Source organism: Saccharopolyspora gloriosae, assembly GCF_014203325.1.
Lineage (GTDB): Bacteria > Actinomycetota > Actinomycetes > Mycobacteriales > Pseudonocardiaceae > Saccharopolyspora_C > Saccharopolyspora_C gloriosae.
Genome location: NZ_JACHIV010000001.1, coordinates 6,343,422 through 6,358,113, shown reverse-complemented (window position 1 = coordinate 6,358,113; position 14,692 = coordinate 6,343,422). Strand labels below are relative to the sequence as shown.

Below are 14,692 nucleotides of genomic sequence, written 5' to 3'. Positions count from 1 at the left end.
GGGTTCAGCGCGGGCCGTAGGCTGGTGCTCGTGCCGCACATCGCCTACCTGGGGCCGCCGGGAACCTTCACCGAACAGGCGACCCGGATCCTCACCGAAGGCTTCGACGCCGACCTGCTGCCCTACGAGACCGTGCCGCAGGCGCTGGCCGCGCTGCGCGCCGGTGAGGTGCTCGCCGCGGGCGTGCCCGTGGAGAGCTCAGTGGAGGGCTCGGTGCCCGCCACGCTCGACGCGCTGATCAGCGGTGACCCGCTGATCGCGGTGGCCGAGGCGACCGTGCCGGTGCAGTTCGACGTGCTGGTGCGCGCCGGCGTCACCGCAGACCAGGTGCGCACCGTGGCCAGCCACCCGCACGCCATCGCGCAGGTCCGCGGCTGGCTCGCGGCGAACCTGCCGGACGCGGACGTGCGGATGGCCTCGTCCACGGCGGCCGCGGCGAAGGAGGTCGCCGACGGCGAGTTGGACGCGGCCATCGCCGCACCGCTGGCGATCGAGCTGTTCGACGGCCTCAGCGCCCTCGCCCGCGGCATCGCCGACACGCCCGACGCCATCACGCGGTTCCTGCTGCTGCGCAGGCCGGGCGCGCTGCCCGAACCGACCGGCGCCGACCGCACCTCGATCGCCGCCGTCATCACCGACGAGGTCGGCACCCTGACCGAGCTGATGCTGGAGCTGTCGCTGCGCGGCATCAACCTCAGCCGCATCGAGTCCCGGCCCACCAAGGACCGCCTCGGCGAGTACCGGTTCTTCCTCGACTTCGACGGGCACGTGGCCGACGCGCGGATCGGGGACGCGCTCAGCGGCCTGCGCAGGCGGTGCAGCGAGGTCCGCTTCCTCGGTTCCTACCCGAAGGCCGACCACTCGCCTGCGAACGTCCGGCCGTCCGCTTCCGAACAGGCTTTCCAAGCATCCGCCCGCTGGCTGGCGCGGCTGCGCGAAGGAGGTGTCGCATGAGCCCGGTGTTGCGCGCGCACGCCGACGGACTGCGCCTGGTGCTGGTGCGCCACGGCCAGACGCCGTCCAACGTGCGGGGAGTGCTCGACACGCTCCCGCCCGGCCCCGGGCTCACCGACCTGGGCAAGCGGCAGGCCGACGACCTCGCGGACCGGCTGGCCACCGAGAAGGTGCTGTCGGTGCACGCCAGCCGCGCGCTGCGGGCGCAGGAGACCGCGCTGCCGACGGCCACCCGCCACGGCCTCGACGTGCGGGTCGTCGACGGCACCCACGAGGTCTTCGTGGGCGAGCTGGAAGGGCTCGGCGACGAGCGGTCCCGGGCGCTGTTCGACGAGATCTACGAGGGCTGGCACCACGGCGAACCGGACCGGCCGATGCCCGGCGGGGAGACCGGAACCCAAGCGCTGACCAGGTTCTTCGGCTCCGCGCAGCCCGTGCTGGACGACGTCACGACCGGCTCGGTGGTGCTGGTGAGCCACGGCGCGATGGTGCGGCTGGTCGCGAACCGGCTGGCCGGGGAGATCTCCGCGCGGCGCTCCAGCGAGGCGTACCTGCCCAACACCGGGGTCATCGTGCTCGAAGCGGACTCGGGCGCGGAGACCGGTTGGCGCTGCGTCCAGTGGGACGACCTGCCCGACTGACCTCGCGGGCCGGTCAGCCCCAGCCGAGGGCGTGCAGGGTGTCCTCGTTGATGCCGAAGTGGTGGGCGATCTCGTGGACCACGGTGATCGCCACCTCGTCGACCACCTCGTCCTCGCTGTCGCACATCTCCAGCAGCGGCTCGCGGTAGATCGAGATCCGGTCCGGCAGCACGCCCGCGTAGTTGCTCTGCTCGCGTTCGGTCAGCGCGATGCCGAAGTACAGGCCGAGCAGTGACGGATCTTCCTCGTTGTGGTCCTCGACGAGCACCACGACGTTGTTCATCGCCGTCGCGAACTGCTCGGGAACCAGGTCCAGGGCGTCGGCGACGAGCTCCTCGAAGCGCACCCGCGTCATCTCCACCGGCATCGCCGATCAGCGCTCCCCGGCGGCGGGAACGCCGGGCTCGATCGGCGCGGTGTCCTGCGGGGCGGGTTCCTGGCCGACCTGCACGTCGCCCTTGACGCTGCCGGTGATCGGCGCGAGCCCGCTGCCGTCGGGCAGCTGCGCGCTGGCCTTGCAGTTGACCTCCCGCGAGCCCGCGTCCCAGCTCTCCTGCGGCAGCGTGTCCCAGTAGGCCACGAGCTTCTTGTCCGCCACCGCCGTCGGGCTGCCCGCGTACTCGGCGGTGAGCTCACCGCACCGGGTCGCGAGGAAACCGTCCTGGTCGTCCTCCGACGGGTATTCGGCGGGGAACTCGGTGCCGAGGTCGACCACGCCGGTGATCTCCACCGAGTGCGGCTGCGCGCAGTCCACCGAGTCCCACACGTCGGTGCCGTTGATGCCGAGGCAGCGCCCGACCTCGTAGGTGTTCGACTGGTCCTGGCTCGCCACGTTGCCCTTGCTGGCGTAGAGCTTCCCGGACGGACCGGGCTGCTGGAGACCGCAGTGCAGCTTCCGGTCCCCGGCGCCCCAGCCCTGCTGGCTCGGGGTGAAGGCGCCGACGGAGAACCGCCCGTTCGGGTCGAACCGCCCGCGGAGGTACTGCTCGGAGACCGCGGTGCAGCGTTCCTGCTTGAGCTGTTGCCACTGCTCGGCGCTCGGGTACGGGGCGGTCTTCGCGAAATCGGCGTTCAGGTCGGCCTTGCCGGTGACCTCGAAGAGGTGGCGTTCGCCGCATTTGACCTGGCGGATGTCCCTCGCGTCCGGTTCGGTCCAGTGCAGGCAGGTGCCCGCCTTCGCCTCGAACACGGGCGGCGTGGCGGGCGAGGCGCCCTCGCGGCCGGGGCCGCCGATGCCGGAGCCGCCACCGCCGGTCGGGGTGTTCAGCAAGGCGCTGATCAGCAGAACGAGTGCGCCACCGATGGCGGCGGCGATCATCACCAGCCGGGTGTTGGGCTTCCGGCGGTGCTTCTGGGTGTCGCTGCGCTCGGCCATCGATCACATCATGCCTGTCGGTCCGGCCGTGTGCTCAAGCGCTCACGCATCGCTTTGAAACCGATTCGTGTCCGGCTGCGTCACAGCAAGGCGTACCCCGTGCGGGGGCACGGTGGGTAGTGTTGCTGCTGGGAGTGGGCTATGACGGAAGATGGCAGACCATTGGCAGACCAGGACGGGCCGCAGCGCAGCGACCAGCCCTCGACGGGCGGGTCCGCTGACGACGTGACGCAGGCGAACGCAGGTGGCGAGCAGCAGGACGCGGGCCAGGCTCGTGGCCGGATGCGCTACCAGGACGAATCGACGACGCCGCGAGAACCGACGCTCGCCGAGAAGCGGGCGCGCATCGCCGCGGAGAAGCGCCAGGAGGAGCAGGCCCAGGCCGCCCTCGCCGAGCAGGAGAGCAAGACGCAGAAGCGTCGTCGCGTGATGGTCGGTGGCGGTGTCACGGTCGGCGTGGTCGCGCTGGTCGCGGCGTTCTACTCGGGCTCGGCCTACAGCGCGGAGCAGAACGCGGTGCAGGAGTACTGCGCTGCGGAGAAGCAGGGCGAGGTGGCCCAGAACCCCGACCTCTGCGACGAGAACTACGTCCGGGAACAAGGCGGGTACAGCTCCGGCGGCATGTTCTTCATGCCGATCTTCCTGCCCGGTGGCGGAATCGGCGGGTACAACTCCTACCGGTACGGCTACACCCCGCCCGGCGCTCCGGCGCCCACCCCGGGGCAGACGGTGTCCGGTGGAAGCTTCAACAAGCCCGCCGACGCGAACATCAAGAACACCAAGGGCCAGACGGTCCAGCGCGGCGGTTTCGGAATCAGCAACAAGAGCGGCAGCAGCGGGAGCTGAACGAGTGCGTCGGAGGACAACCGAGCGTCGGCCGGACTGGCAGCGCAAGGTCGAAGAACTGGGACTGGTGTTCGGCACCCCGGCACGCGCGGCGGACGGTTCGCAGCGCCCCTACTGGGACGAGGGCGTGCACTACGAGTTCAGCTTGGACGAGGTGCTCTCGCTGGAGGCCGACGTCGAACTGCTCCAGTCGATGTGCCTGGACGCGGTGGACCAGGTCGTCACGACCGAGCGGTACAAGGACTTCGGCATCCCGGAATGGGTGTGGCCGAAGATCGCCGAGTCGTGGAAGCGGCACGATCCGCACCTCTACGGCCGGTTCGACCTGCGCTACGACGGTTCGGGGCCCGCGAAGCTGCTGGAGTACAACGCGGACACGCCGACCTCGCTGCTGGAGGCGGCGGTCGTGCAGTGGAACTGGCTGACCGAGTGCCACGAGGGCGACGACCAGTGGAACTCGATCCACGAGAAGCTCGTGGAGCGCTGGGGCGAGATCAGCGACCAGCTCGCCACCCGCGAAGTGCACTTCACCTGGTCGAGCTCCGACACCAGCGGCGAGGACAACATCACCTCCGCTTACCTGCAGGAGACCGCGGCCGAGGCCGGCATGGACACCGTCGGCATGTCGATCGAGGAGATCGGCTGGGATCCGCTGCTGGAACGCTTCGTGGATCTCGAAGAGGCGCCGATGAACTCGGTCGTCAAGATCTACCCGTGGGAGTGGATGGTCGACGACGACTTCGGCCGCCACGCGGTGAACACGCTGCCCGCGACGCAGTGGATCGAGCCGCTGTGGAAGATGCTGCTGTCGAACAAGGCGCTGCTGGCGGTGCTGTGGGAGATGTACCCCGGGCACCCGAACCTGCTGCCGACGTTCCTGGACCAGCCCGGCCTGCTCACCGAGTACGTGCGCAAGCCGCGGCTGGGCCGCGAGGGCAACAACATCACCGTCGTCGCCCCCGGCTGGGAGACCGAGACCGGCGGCTTCTACGGCGAGGAGGGCTACGTCTACCAGGCGTTCGACCCGCTGCCGGAGTTCGACGGCATGCGGCCCGCACTGGGCGCGTGGGTCGTCGGCGACTCCTCGGCGGGCCTCGGCATCCGGGAGACCGCGGGCCTGATCACCGACGACGGCGCCGCCTTCGTCCCGCACCGCATCCCCGGCTCCTGACCCGGTCCGGTTCGACCCGCGGTGCGACCCCAGCGGGGTTCGGGAAGAACCGGGCCAGCTAGGCTCACCAGCTGTGATCGACCTGAAGACGCTTCGCGAAGATCCGGAGGCCGTGCGCGCCTCGCAGCGCGCCCGAGGTGAGGACGTGTCCCTCGTGGACGCGCTGCTCTCCGCCGACGAGCGTCGCAGGTCAGCGGTGTCCCGCGCCGACACGCTGCGCGCCGAGCAGAAGCAGCTCGGCAAGCAGGTCGGCAAGGCCAAGGGCGACGAGCGCGACGAGCTGCTGGCCCGCGCGAAGGACCTCTCCGCCCAGGTCAAGCAGGCCGAGGCCGAGCAGACCGAGGCCGACGCGGAGCTGCTGAGCACGCAGAAGAAGGTCTCGAACATCATCGAGCCGCAGACCCCGCCCGGCGGCGAGGACGACTACGTCGTGCTCAAGCACGTGGGCACGCCGCGCGAGTTCGACTTCGAGGTCCGCGACCACCTCGACCTGGGCCTGGGGCTGCGCGCGTTCGACATGGAGCGCGGCGCGAAGGTCGCGGGCGCCCGGTTCTACTTCCTCACCGGCATCGGCGCGCAGCTGGAGCTGGCGCTGCTGAACATGGCCGCCGCGCAGGCCACCGCGGCCGGGTTCACCCTGGTCGTGCCGCCGGTGCTGGTCCGCCCGGAGATCATGGAGGGCACCGGTTTCCTCGGCTCGCACTCCACCGAGGTCTACCGGCTCGAAGAGGACGACGCGTACCTCGTCGGCACCTCCGAGGTGCCGCTGGCCGGGTACCACTCGGGCGAGATCCTCGACCTGGCCGAGCAGCCGCTGCGCTACGCGGGCTGGTCGACCTGCTTCCGGCGCGAGGCCGGTTCCTACGGCAAGGACACCCGCGGCATCATCCGCGTGCACCAGTTCAACAAGCTGGAGATGTTCGTCTACTGCCGCGAGGAGGACTCGCGCGCCGAGCACGAACGCCTGCTGGCCTGGGAAGAGGAGATGCTCGCCAAGATCGAGGTGCCGTACCGGGTGATCGACACCGCGGCGGGCGACCTCGGGGCGAGCGCGGCGCGGAAGTTCGACTGCGAGGCGTGGGTGCCGTCGCAGCAGGCCTACCGCGAGCTGACCTCCACGTCGAACTGCACGACGTTCCAGGCCCGCCGCCTCAACACCCGCTACCGCGAGGCCGACGGTCCCAACGCCATCGCCTCCACGTTGAACGGGACGCTGGCCACCACCCGGTGGATCGTGGCGATCCTGGAGAACCACCAGCAGCCCGACGGTTCGGTGCGGGTGCCGGAGGCGCTGCGCCCGTTCCTCGGCGGCCGGGAAGTCCTCGAACCCGTCGCGTGATCCGGGGGCGCCGGGTCCGTCCCGGCGCCCGCCGACCACCTGGTCAGGCCGGGGTGGTGATCTCCTGGAGGAGCCCCTTCTCCAGGGTGATCCGGACCAGCGCGGCGGAGAGCCGGGCGTAGTCGTCCGGCTCGACCAGCCGCGCCAGCCGGTCCACGTCCGTCGGCAGCCCGGCCTGCTCCGCCCCGGACAGCGCCTTCTTGTCGAAGTAGGGCCGCAGCTCCGGCCACACGGCCTGCGCCTCCCGGCAGAAGATGTGCGCGCCGACCGGCCCCAGGCTCGGCACCTCGCACAGCAGCTCCCGCATCCTCGGCACGTCGCCGTCCGCTTCGGCGCGGAGCCTGCGCAGGTCACCGCGGTACTCGTCGAGGACGAGCTCGGCGCCGCGGCCGAGCGCGGTCGCGGTGCTCTCGTCGTAGCGCACGTAATGCCCGCGGCCCAAGGCGTCGACGCGCTGCTGCCAGGTCGCGTCGCGCATCCGCTGGGCCGTCGGGAACTCGCCCAGTTCGCGCGCCGCGGCGACCGCGATCTCGGCCTTGATCCGGGTGGACAGCAGCACCGACAGCACCAGCAGGCGGTACAGCGGCGACGGCTTGTCGGTCAGCGGCGCACCCGCCTGCTCCGCGTAGGTCGTGCCCGCTTCGCGCAGCAGCGCGCGGGCGGTGGATCGCTCGGACATCTCGCACCTCCTTCCGCTCCGGCCTACCCGCCGGTCCCGGCACGCACACCGGAGCGCGACCCGCCGCGGTCCGGTGCGGGGCGACGCGTGGTACCTGCGCTTATGGTGGAGGACGTGGCGGATCGATCAGCTGAGGCGCACGGCTCGCGCGACGACGGCCGGGTCGGCCGGGTGCTCGCCGGGATCGGCGAGCGGGTCGGCCGGCTGCGCGCCGAACGGGAGATGTCGCGGACCGCGCTGGCCGAGGGCGCGCACGTCGGCGAGCAGCGCTTGGCGGACGTCGAGGAGGAACGCGGCACCCCGACGCTGGCGGAGCTGACGGCGGTCGCCGCCGTGCTGGACGTGCCGCTGGCGGAGCTGTTCACCGACGCCGTTCCCGGCCCGGCCGCCGTCGTGATGCGCGGTGACGAGGTGCCCACCGTCGAGTCCGGTGATCTCGCGGTGCAGGTGCTCACGCCCAGGTCGGTGCTGCCGGGCCTGTACGCGGCGCGCTACCGGCTGTCGCCCACCGGCGGCGGGGTGCGGCCGGTGCAGCACGAGGGGCACGACTGGTTGTACGTGCTCAGCGGTCGGCTGCGGGTGGAGTTCGAGCAGGACTCGGTGACGCTGGGAGCGGGCGACAGCGCCAGCTTCGGATCCGCGGTCTGGCACCGCCTCGTGGTGCCCGGCGACGAGCCCGCCGAATTCCTCGCAGTCGGAGCAACCTTGCTGACCACTCCTGCGAGCACTGAGTGAGCGCTTGGCCTGCGTAGGGGTCGGGTGGCGGAACCTCAGTTGCTTCCTCGCTGCGGGATCTTTTTTCCAAGTGGCTCCGCCACGAGGAAAAAAGCTGTCCTCGCGAGGAAGCAACTGAGAACCCGCGGGTGGTGCGGCTGCGTGCTGGGTCGCTGCTCAGCGGCTTCGCCGCTGACAGGACAACGATCAACAACACCGCTCACGTGGAAAACCGAGATCAAAGGCGGGCGGTGAGGTTCCGCCGACCCATTGCGCGAGCCGAGATCAAGGACGAACTCGGGACGATCACAGTTCGGGGAGCACCTCGGAGGCGATCTCCTCGACGGTGGATTCGGTGCCTTCGTAGGGGGATTCGGTGCGGGGCCAGTGCGTGATGACGTCGGTGAAGCCGAGTTCGGCGGCGCGGCCGACCACTTCCTTGAAGTACTCGGCGCTGCTCAGCGAGTACTTCGGCGCGGCATCGGCCTGCAGGTAGCGCGCCACGCGGTGCGGGGCGCGGCCGTCGGCGGCCAACGTGTCGTCGAACCTCTTGGTCAGCTCCGCCACACCGCGCCACCAGGCTTCGAGGTCGTCGCCGCCCTCGTTGGTCCCGGTGGTCACCCAGCCCTGCCCGTAGCGGGCGGCGAGCCGCATGGCGCGCGGGCCGTTGGCGGCGATCACGAACGGCAACCGGGGCAGCTGCACGCAGCCGGGTGCGCGGCGGGCCTCGACCGCGGTGTAGTGCTCGCCGTACCAGCTGGTGTTGTCCTGGGTGAGGATCTTGTCGAGCAGCTCGACGAACTCCTCGAACCGCTCGGTCCGACCGGCCGGCGCGGGTGCCTGCCCGCCGAGCACGGTCGTGTCGAAACCGGGCCCACCGGCGCCGATCCCCAGCGTGAGGCGGCCGTCCGAGATGTCGTCGAGCGCGGTGACCTCGCGCGCGAAGTGCACCGGATGCCGGAAGTTGGGCGAGGCGACGAGGGTGCCGAGCCGGATCGTGGAGGTCGCGGTGGCCGCCGCCGTGAGCGTGGGCACCGCGTCGAACCACGGTTTGTCGACCAGCGACCTCCAGCCCAGGTGGTCGTAGGTCCAGGCATGGGCGAAGCCGTACTCCTCGGCCATCCGCCACAGCGGCTCCGCGGCCCACCACCGGTGTTCGGGCAGTATCACAATCCCAACGCGCACACCGCTGACCGTATCGGTACCACCCGGAAGGGTTCGACCCTGTGCGGGCTGTTCTCGCGCATCGGGACCGGCGACACGTCCGTGTTGCAGGTCACCGGGAAGATCCACACGCTCAGGTGAAGCGGAATTGATCGGCCACCGCGCTGGTCACGGCCTCGCCAGCATGTCCGGCGTGAACAAACCTGCGCTGGTCGCATCCGATGTGGACGGAACATTGCTGGACTCTTCGGTCCGCGTGAGTGAACGGACGGCGCGCACCGTGCGCGCCGTCGCGAACGACACCCCTTTCGTGCTGGTCACGGGACGACCACCACGATGGGTGCCGCAGATAGTGGAGGGGTTGGGAACGGCGGGGCTCGCCGTGTGCTCCAACGGCGCCGTCGTCTACGACGCCGCCGCGGACAAGGTGCTGCGCAGCTCCGAGATGGAGCCGGTGCGGCTGCGCGACGCGGCGCGCGAACTGCGCGACGCGCTGCCCGGCTGCACGTTCGCGGTCGAGCGCTCCACCCGGCGGGCCCGCGACGACGTGGCCGAGCAGTTCCTGGCGGAGGCGGGCTTCCACCGCGTGTGGCCGAACCGGGACATCCGGGTGGTCGACGACGGCGAGCTGTTCGACCGGCCCGCGGTGAAGCTGATGGTGCTGCACGAGGACCGGCTCGACATCGACCTGGCCTCGGCGGTCGAGGAAGTGCTCGGCGCCGGTCTGTGCCTGACCTGCTCGATGCAGGGCGGCCCGGTCGAGCTGTCCTTGCCGGGGGTGGACAAGGCCAGCGGGCTCAGGTCCGTCGCCGACGACATCGGCGTCGGCAGGCACGAGGTGATCGGGTTCGGCGACATGCCCAACGACATCCCGATGCTGGACTGGGTCGGCCACGCCGTGGCGATGCGCAACGCGCATCCGGGCGTGCTGGAGGTCGCCGACGAGATCACCACCTGCAACAGCCAGGACGGCGTGGCCCAGGTGCTGGAACGCTGGTGGTGAACGCGCGCCGGATTCGGCGTGCGCACGTGAAAACTCGATGAACGAACGGTGCGCCGTGTTCGGGCTGGGGAGGCGAACACGGCGTCCGGGCTACACCCCGGCGGGCACCTGCTCGGTGGGCGGCTCGGCGGGCCGCCGCGGCCGGTGCAGCGCGTAGGCGACGGCGCAGGCGATGAGGAACCCGATCCCGAGCAGCGGGTAGGAGTTGCCCACGACCTGCTGCGAGAACGTCCAGTCCAGTTCCCGGTCGTTGGTGTAGGGCAGGTACCAGTGCGGCGCCACCAGCACGGTGAGCGCGCAGAGCCCGGCGTAGAGCAGCACCCCGTACCAGCGGTGCCACCAGGCCATCGCGACCATCAGCGCCAGCGCGGGCCCGGCCCACACCCAGTGGTGCGACCAGGAGATCGGCGACACGATCAGCACCAGCACCGCGTTGATGATCAATGCCAGCGGCACGTTGCGGGTGTGCAGCGCGTAGCGCATCCCCAGCACGGCCAGGACCAGCAGCAGCACCGAACCCGCGATCCACAGCGAGTCCAGCGGCGCGCCGGTCAGCTCCTGCTTGGCGAGCAGGCTGCGCAGCGTCTGGTTGCCCGCGTACACCGCGCCCGTCTCCTCGCCGGTGGACCACATCTTGTCCAGCCACCAGTCCGCGGAGTCGTTCGGCGCCGCCAGCAGGCCCAGCAGCACGGTCGCGGCGAACGTGACGGCCGCGATGGACATCGCCCGGAAGTCCTTGCGCAGCAAGAACAGCAGCAGGAAGCCGAGCGGGGTGAGCTTGATGGCGGCGGCGACGCCCACCAGCAGCCCGCGCGGCCAGCGGGTGCGCGGCAGCAGGCAGTCGGCGGCGACCAGCGCCATCAGCAGCAGGTTGATCTGCCCGTAGTTCAGCGTGTCCCGGGTCGGCTCGATGATCGTCATGAACGGCAGCAGCGCCGCGGTGGCCACCGCCACCAGGCCCGCGCGGGGTGCCAGATATGTCGAGGAACGGGCCAGCGAATACGCGGTAACCAGGATCGACAGATGCGAGATCACCGCGACGGCGATCACCGCGCCGTCCTCGGATAACCACCACAGCGGGGTGAACAGGATTGCGGCGAATGGCGGGTAGATGAACGGCAGGGTTCCGCTCTCCGGGGATTCCGGAGTGAGGTCGTCGCCGTAGACCTCGTAACCGTTCAGCCACGCTCGGGCACCGAGGCGGTAAATCTCGGTGTCCATATAGCCACGAGTGTCGATCCAGTGGACGAACCAGATCGCCAGCACTTCCAGGATGATCGCCGTGACCAGCAGGTACCGGCCGTCGCGGGCCCGAGTCACGCTTCGGATCACCTTCTCGCTCGCGGGGCTGCCGTGGGGGCGCTGATACTACCCAATCCGACTCGCCGGGCCCGTCGCCGACCAGAGCGACATTGATCGACCCGATGACTCCGGAGGGTGCAGGAATGTTACTGTTCGTGGTGCGCAATCCGTCCTGATCGGACTCACCGCCACCCGGATGGCCAGCGAAAACACGGGTGGTAGTCGGATCGGGACGGGAACCTCAACGCGGTTTCCGGGCGCGGGTGGCTGGCCGCTACCCTCGACGACTGTGAGCTTCGCAGGCTATGACCTGATCGTTGTTGGTTCCGGATTCTTCGGACTGACGATCGCAGAGCGCGCCGCCACCCAGCTGGACAAGCGGGTGCTGGTGCTGGACAGACGTGACCACATCGGCGGCAACGCCTATTCGGAACCGGAACCGGAAACCGGTATCGAGGTGCACCGCTATGGCGCGCACCTGTTCCACACCTCGAACAAACGGGTGTGGGACTACGTCAACCGGTTCACGGATTTCACCGATTACCAGCATCGGGTGTTCACCCGTCATGAGGGGCAGATTTACTCGTTCCCGATGAACTTGGGACTGCTGGCCCAGTTCTTCGGTCGCGCGTTCTCCCCGGACGAGGCCAAGGCGCTGGTCGCCGAGCAGGCGGCGGAGATCGAGACCGCCGACGCGCAGAACCTCGAGGAGAAGGCGATCTCCCTGATCGGCCGCCCGCTGTACGAGGCCTTCGTGCGCGGGTACACGGCCAAGCAGTGGCAGACCGACCCGAAGGAACTGCCCGCGGCGAACATCACCCGGCTGCCGGTTCGCTACAACTTCAACAACCGCTACTTCAACGACACCTACGAGGGTCTTCCGGTCGACGGCTACACGGCCTGGCTGGAGAAGATGGCGGACCACCCGAACATCGACGTCAAGCTCAGCACGGACTACTTCGACGTCCGCGGCGAGCTGCCCGCCGACGTGCCGGTCGTCTACACCGGCCCGCTGGACCGCTACTTCGACTACTCGGAGGGCGAGCTGGGCTGGCGCACCCTCGACTTCGAGTCGGAGGTCGTGGCCACTGGTGATTACCAGGGCACGCCGGTGATGAACTACGCGGACGAAGAGGTGCCCTACACCCGGATCCACGAGTTCCGGCACTTCCACCCCGAGCGGGAGCACAAGCACCCGAAGGACAAGACGGTCATCGTCCGGGAGTACTCGCGGGCGGCCGAGAGCGGCGACGAGCCGTACTACCCGATCAACACCTCCGATGACCGGGTGAAGCTCGAGGCGTACCGGGAGCGGGCGAAGGCCGAGGCCAAGGAGCGCAACGTGCTCTTCGGCGGTCGGCTGGGCACCTACAAGTACCTCGATATGCACATGGCGATCGGCTCGGCGTTGAGCATGTTCGACAACAAGCTCACCCCCTATTTCACCGAGGGCCGTTCGCTGGACGGCTCGCTGGAGGACTGACGTGACCGACCGGACCCCCGACGAGTCCTCGGCCGCCGCGAAGCGTGCCGAGACCGGACCCGCAGCCGCGGGCGAGAGCAAAGTCAGCGACGTGACCTCGGTCCGCTCCGGCGGTCGCCGCAAGGTCGCACCCGAGCAGGTGCTGCAACGCGTGGTGTTCCCGCGCGGTGAGGACCCGCTGGACGTGCGCGCGCTCTACATCGACGAGCCGCAGACCGGCACCACGACCGTCGTGAACCGGCGCTCGATCAAGGTGCCCGCGCACTCCAAGATCTCGCTGGCGTCCTACTTCAACGCCTTCCCCGCCAGCTACTGGAAGCGGTGGACGAAGGTCGGCGAGGTGGTGCTGCGGCTGAAGGTCAAGGGGGCCGGTCGGCTCGACGTCTACCGCTCGAAGGCCAACGGCGACAGCGTGCACCTGGAAGGTGCGCCGGTCGCCAGCCCGAAGTCGTGGACGTGGCTGGAGTTCCGGGTCTCGCTGCAGCCCTTCGAGGACGGCGGCTGGATCTGGTTCGACCTGTTCACCAACGACAGCGCGCTGGAAGTCGACGAGGCGGCCTGGACCACCGACGTCGAGCTGCCGCGCCAGCGGGTCGTGGTGGGCACCACCACGATCCGCCCGGCCGACTGCGTCACCGCGCTGCGGACGCTGGGGGAGGACCCCCAGGTCATGGACGTGGTGGAGAAGGTCGTCGTGGCCGACCAGGGCGGCCAGAAGATCCGCGACACCGAGGGCTTCGACGTGGCCGCCGAGCGGCTCGGCGACAAGCTCCAGGTGATCGAGCAGGCCAACATCGGCGGCTCCGGCGGGTTCACCCGCGTCATGTACGAGGGCGTGTACAACTCGGACGCCGAGCAGGTCCTGCTCATGGACGACGACATCGCGCTGGAACCGGACAGCGTGCTGCGCGCCAACGCGTTCGCCCGCGCCGCCACCAACCCGGTGATCGTCGGCGGTCACATGCTGAACCTGCAGGCCCGCTCGCGGCTGCACAGCATGGGTGAGGTCGTCGACGTCGGCATCGGCATCTGGCGCCCGGCGCCGGGTGCGGTCACCGACTACGACTTCGCGAAGACCCCGCTGCGCAAGAGCAAGAAGCTGCACAAGCGGATCGACGCGAACTACAACGGCTGGTGGATGTGCCTGTTCCCGCGTGAGGTCATCGAGAACTCCGGGCTGCCGCTGCCGCTGTTCATCAAGTTCGACGACTCGGAGTACTCGCTGCGCGCCGGCGCGAACGGGTACCCGACGGTGACGCTGCCGGGTGCGGCGATCTGGCACATGCCGTGGACGGACAAGAACGACGCCACGGACTGGACGGCCTACTTCCACACCCGCAACCGGCTGGTCATGGCCGCGCTGCACAGCCCGGAAGAGGTCCGCCAGGTCCTGGTCAAGCAGGGCCTGAAGCTGACGCTGCGGCACCTGCTGTCCATGGAGTACTCCACGGTGGCGGTGCAGCAGAAGGCCATCGAGGACTTCATGGCCGGGCCGGGCGAGCTGTTCGACTCGCTGCACACGGCCCGCCCCGACGTGGTGGAGCTGCGCAAGCACTACGACGACGCGAAGACGCTGCCCTCGGCCCGCGAGTTCCCGCCGCCCTCGGCGGACCCGATCATGGCGGAGGGCCTGCTGAAGCCGCCGGTGAACCCGGCGATCATCGCGGCCCGCGCGTCGAAGGCGCTGCTGCACAACCTCAAGGAGCCGGACCAGGCGGCGGGCGAGCGCCCGCAGCTGAACATCCCGGCCGACAGCGCCCGCTGGTTCCTGCTCGGTGCGCTGGACAGCGCGACGGTGTCCAACGCCGACGGCAGCGGCGTGTCGTTCCGCCGCCGCGACCCCGAGGAGTTCCGCAGGCTCGGGCTCCGCGCGCTGGCGAACTACCGCAAGCTGGCCCGCGAATGGCCGCGGCTGCGCGAGGTCTACCGCGCGGCGCTGCCGGAGCTGACCAGCCCGGAGTCCTGGAAACAGGCCTTCGACAAGAAGTGAGTACCCCCTGATCTGTGTGCCCCGACCCCGG

14 protein-coding genes are annotated in these 14,692 nt (G+C 69.9%); 9 read left to right on the top strand and 5 right to left on the bottom strand.

Translation table 11 applies throughout. The annotated features are described in order from the left end of the window. Positions 1–30 precede the first annotated feature (30 nt). Both pheA and BJ969_RS27600 read left to right on the top strand, forming a co-directional pair. Complete coding sequence (gene pheA, locus BJ969_RS27605; RefSeq protein WP_184485932.1) at positions 31–954, top strand: prephenate dehydratase; 924 nt, start codon at positions 31–33, stop codon at positions 952–954. Continuing rightward, positions 951–1,595, top strand: a complete 645-nt coding sequence (locus BJ969_RS27600; protein ID WP_246457111.1) for a histidine phosphatase family protein — start codon at positions 951–953, stop codon at positions 1,593–1,595. Before pheA ends, BJ969_RS27600 begins: the two co-directional genes overlap by 4 nt. 13 nt (positions 1,596–1,608) lie before the next feature. Here the strand turns inward: BJ969_RS27600 and BJ969_RS27595 are convergent, their stop codons facing one another. Together BJ969_RS27595 and BJ969_RS27590 are read right to left on the bottom strand one after the other, a co-directional pair. Continuing rightward, positions 1,609–1,962 (bottom strand): metallopeptidase family protein, encoded by a 354-nt coding sequence (locus BJ969_RS27595; protein ID WP_184483839.1) that lies wholly within the window; start codon positions 1,960–1,962, stop codon positions 1,609–1,611. Between the two features lie 6 nt (positions 1,963–1,968). Continuing rightward, entirely contained in the window at positions 1,969–2,970 is a 1,002-nt protein-coding gene (locus BJ969_RS27590) for a septum formation family protein (protein WP_184483837.1), read from the bottom strand. A gap of 141 nt (positions 2,971–3,111) precedes the next feature. Here BJ969_RS27590 and BJ969_RS27585 point away from each other — a divergent pair, with 141 nt between their 5' ends. From BJ969_RS27585 to serS, 3 genes are all read left to right on the top strand, one after another. After that, complete coding sequence (locus tag BJ969_RS27585; protein WP_246457110.1) at positions 3,112–3,816, top strand: hypothetical protein; 705 nt, start codon at positions 3,112–3,114, stop codon at positions 3,814–3,816. A gap of 4 nt (positions 3,817–3,820) precedes the next feature. After that, positions 3,821–4,987 carry a glutathionylspermidine synthase family protein gene (locus BJ969_RS27580; RefSeq protein ID WP_184483835.1) on the top strand — a complete coding sequence of 389 codons (1,167 nt, stop codon included), beginning with the start codon at positions 3,821–3,823 and terminating at the stop codon, positions 4,985–4,987. Between the two features lie 73 nt (positions 4,988–5,060). Beyond that, the gene (gene serS, locus BJ969_RS27575; protein WP_184483833.1) at positions 5,061–6,326 is read left to right on the top strand and encodes a serine--tRNA ligase; all 1,266 of its coding nucleotides are present in this window, start codon (positions 5,061–5,063) and stop codon (positions 6,324–6,326) included. Between the two features lie 43 nt (positions 6,327–6,369). On the opposite strand, the gene BJ969_RS27570 is transcribed toward serS, so the two are convergent. After that, entirely contained in the window at positions 6,370–7,005 is a 636-nt protein-coding gene (locus tag BJ969_RS27570) for an endonuclease (RefSeq protein ID WP_184483831.1), read from the bottom strand. Between the two features lie 114 nt (positions 7,006–7,119). Between BJ969_RS27570 and BJ969_RS27565 the strand changes: the two genes are divergently transcribed. Beyond that, the gene (locus tag BJ969_RS27565; RefSeq protein WP_343071626.1) at positions 7,120–7,740 is read left to right on the top strand and encodes a helix-turn-helix domain-containing protein; all 621 of its coding nucleotides are present in this window, start codon (positions 7,120–7,122) and stop codon (positions 7,738–7,740) included. Between the two features lie 285 nt (positions 7,741–8,025). Here the strand turns inward: BJ969_RS27565 and BJ969_RS27560 are convergent, their stop codons facing one another. After that, positions 8,026–8,904 carry an LLM class flavin-dependent oxidoreductase gene (locus BJ969_RS27560; protein ID WP_184483829.1) on the bottom strand — a complete coding sequence of 293 codons (879 nt, stop codon included), beginning with the start codon at positions 8,902–8,904 and terminating at the stop codon, positions 8,026–8,028. Positions 8,905–9,139: 235 nt separating this feature from the next. Between BJ969_RS27560 and BJ969_RS27555 the strand changes: the two genes are divergently transcribed. Continuing rightward, a complete protein-coding gene (locus tag BJ969_RS27555; RefSeq protein ID WP_343071625.1) occupies positions 9,140–9,886 on the top strand; it encodes an HAD-IIB family hydrolase in 747 nt (248 codons plus the stop codon). 90 nt (positions 9,887–9,976) lie between these two features. On the opposite strand, the gene BJ969_RS27550 is transcribed toward BJ969_RS27555, so the two are convergent. Next, positions 9,977–11,206 carry a glycosyltransferase 87 family protein gene (locus BJ969_RS27550; protein WP_184483825.1) on the bottom strand — a complete coding sequence of 410 codons (1,230 nt, stop codon included), beginning with the start codon at positions 11,204–11,206 and terminating at the stop codon, positions 9,977–9,979. A 271-nt stretch (positions 11,207–11,477) separates the two neighbouring features. On the opposite strand from BJ969_RS27550, the gene glf reads away from it, so the two are divergent. Both glf and BJ969_RS27540 read left to right on the top strand, forming a co-directional pair. Continuing rightward, positions 11,478–12,671: a UDP-galactopyranose mutase gene (gene glf, locus BJ969_RS27545; RefSeq protein WP_184483823.1), complete on the top strand. Its 1,194-nt coding sequence runs from the start codon at positions 11,478–11,480 to the stop codon at positions 12,669–12,671. 1 nt (position 12,672) lies between these two features. Further along, positions 12,673–14,661 carry a glycosyltransferase gene (locus BJ969_RS27540; RefSeq protein ID WP_343071624.1) on the top strand — a complete coding sequence of 663 codons (1,989 nt, stop codon included), beginning with the start codon at positions 12,673–12,675 and terminating at the stop codon, positions 14,659–14,661. The last annotated feature ends 31 nt before the right edge of the window (positions 14,662–14,692 follow it).